Origin of the sequence: Arsenophonus sp. ENCA, from assembly GCF_002287155.1 — a bacterium.
In the GTDB taxonomy this organism is placed as follows: Bacteria; Pseudomonadota; Gammaproteobacteria; order Enterobacterales; family Enterobacteriaceae; genus Arsenophonus; species Arsenophonus nilaparvatae.
This window is the reverse complement of the sequence record NZ_NHNG01000022.1, coordinates 1-1548: the sequence shown is the minus strand read 5'-3', so window position 1 is coordinate 1548 and position 1548 is coordinate 1. Positions and strand designations below refer to the sequence as shown.

General features: G+C 36.8%; 1 protein-coding gene and 1 pseudogene. One reads left to right on the top strand and one right to left on the bottom strand.

Annotated features, from left to right (window positions below):
* Positions 1-184: 184 nt before the first annotated feature.
* Positions 185-1030: pseudogene (locus CBG25_RS00680) on the top strand (bile acid:sodium symporter family protein); the annotation flags it as partial.
* A 406-nt stretch (positions 1031-1436) separates the two neighbouring features.
* On the opposite strand, the gene CBG25_RS00675 reads toward CBG25_RS00680, so the two are convergent.
* A partial coding sequence (locus tag CBG25_RS00675; RefSeq protein WP_290603782.1) for an ATP-binding protein occupies positions 1437-1548 on the bottom strand: 112 nt, incomplete at its 5' end.

Here is a 1548-nt window from a genome sequence, read left to right as displayed (position 1 = left end):
TACAGGTTTCGATCTTGACCAGCGGGTCACCCAACTTGTCGATCGTCTGTTGGTGATACTGGTTTGCAAAGAGGTCATTCTTAATGGCGCTGCGTTTCTTCATGGTGGTTAGCTCAGTAGACCAGCTTCCGATAACTTTATCAGCAAAATCAAACTCGGCTTAGGTTTTTCGAGGTGCCCTATAGCCATTGAGTTACTTTTTTTTCTCCATGGCGCAAAACTTTCACGCCAGGCTATTTTTGCTGGTATCGGTCATTGGCGATTACATCTGTTAATTTTTTTCAGTACCTTTATTTTGTTTCCAATTATTGGTTTAGCATTAAAGCCGTTAGTACCTGAGTGGATGTCACCGACTGTTTATATCGGATTTCTTTACCTTTGCGCCTTACCTGCGACAGTACAGTCTGCGATTGCGTTTACTTCTGTTGCCGGCGGCAATATTGCCGCTGCCATTTGTAGCGCATCAGCTTCCAGTTTGTTAGGGGTGTTTTTGTCGCCAATATTAGTCAGTTTCTTAATAGATATTGATAATCATCAACAGATTGAGCTGTTGTCAAATATTGATGCTATTTTATTGCAAATTATGCTGCCATTTATATTAGGTCATTTACTTAGGCCGTTACTGGTACAATGGATTAATCGCTATCGAAAATTAATTACTATTTCTGATCGTTCATCTATTTTATTAGTGGTTTATGTCGCTTTTAGTGAGGCGGTTATTGAAGGGATATGGTATAAAGTTGATGGCTGGTCGCTATTAATGATTGCGATTGTTAGCGGTTTTTTACTTGCTATAGTGATTTTATTTAATATTTGCACCGCCCGTTATTTTGGTTTTAGTAAAGCCGATGAGATCACAATAGTATTTTGTGGCTCTAAAAAGAGTTTAGTTAATGGTGTCCCTATGGCTAATATACTTTTCCCTGCCCATCTGGTTGGTATTATTTTACTGCCAGTAATGATTTTCCATCAAATTCAATTAATGGTATGTGCGCTATTGGCGCAACGCTATGCTAAAAAAAGTCGTTAATATGAAAATTATTCAGCTTATTTAATTGATGATACATAGCCATTTAATTTAACTCTTTCATTTTGTGTCTTTTCTTCACATTGCATTTTCTTAACTTGTAGTAGTTTTTGGCTCAATAGAAAGGGGCAAATAGGTAAAGACAAGCTTTCTGTTGAATGTAAATTTTTTGGCGATCCTTGTAGGGCGACACTTTCTATTGTGGAATTATATTCCAGATTAAGTCGTGAAGTGAGATGATAATGATGATAATTCTTTATTTGAATTGAACTATCAAGATTTAGACGTAACATGAGTTGGTGATAAAATTTAACCTTACTTGATGCGTATTACCATGAAGAAGATCACTTATTAACATCGATGGAGATCGCTTTGTGTCATTATCACAGAACCATTTTTTAAATTAACTTCACTGATCTCCATCAGTCAATAGCGTTTGTATTTTTCGCATTGATTCTCCTTTTAGCTCTAATTTGATGCTGCCATGAACCAGCCGATCTAAGATTGCATCTGCATGGGTT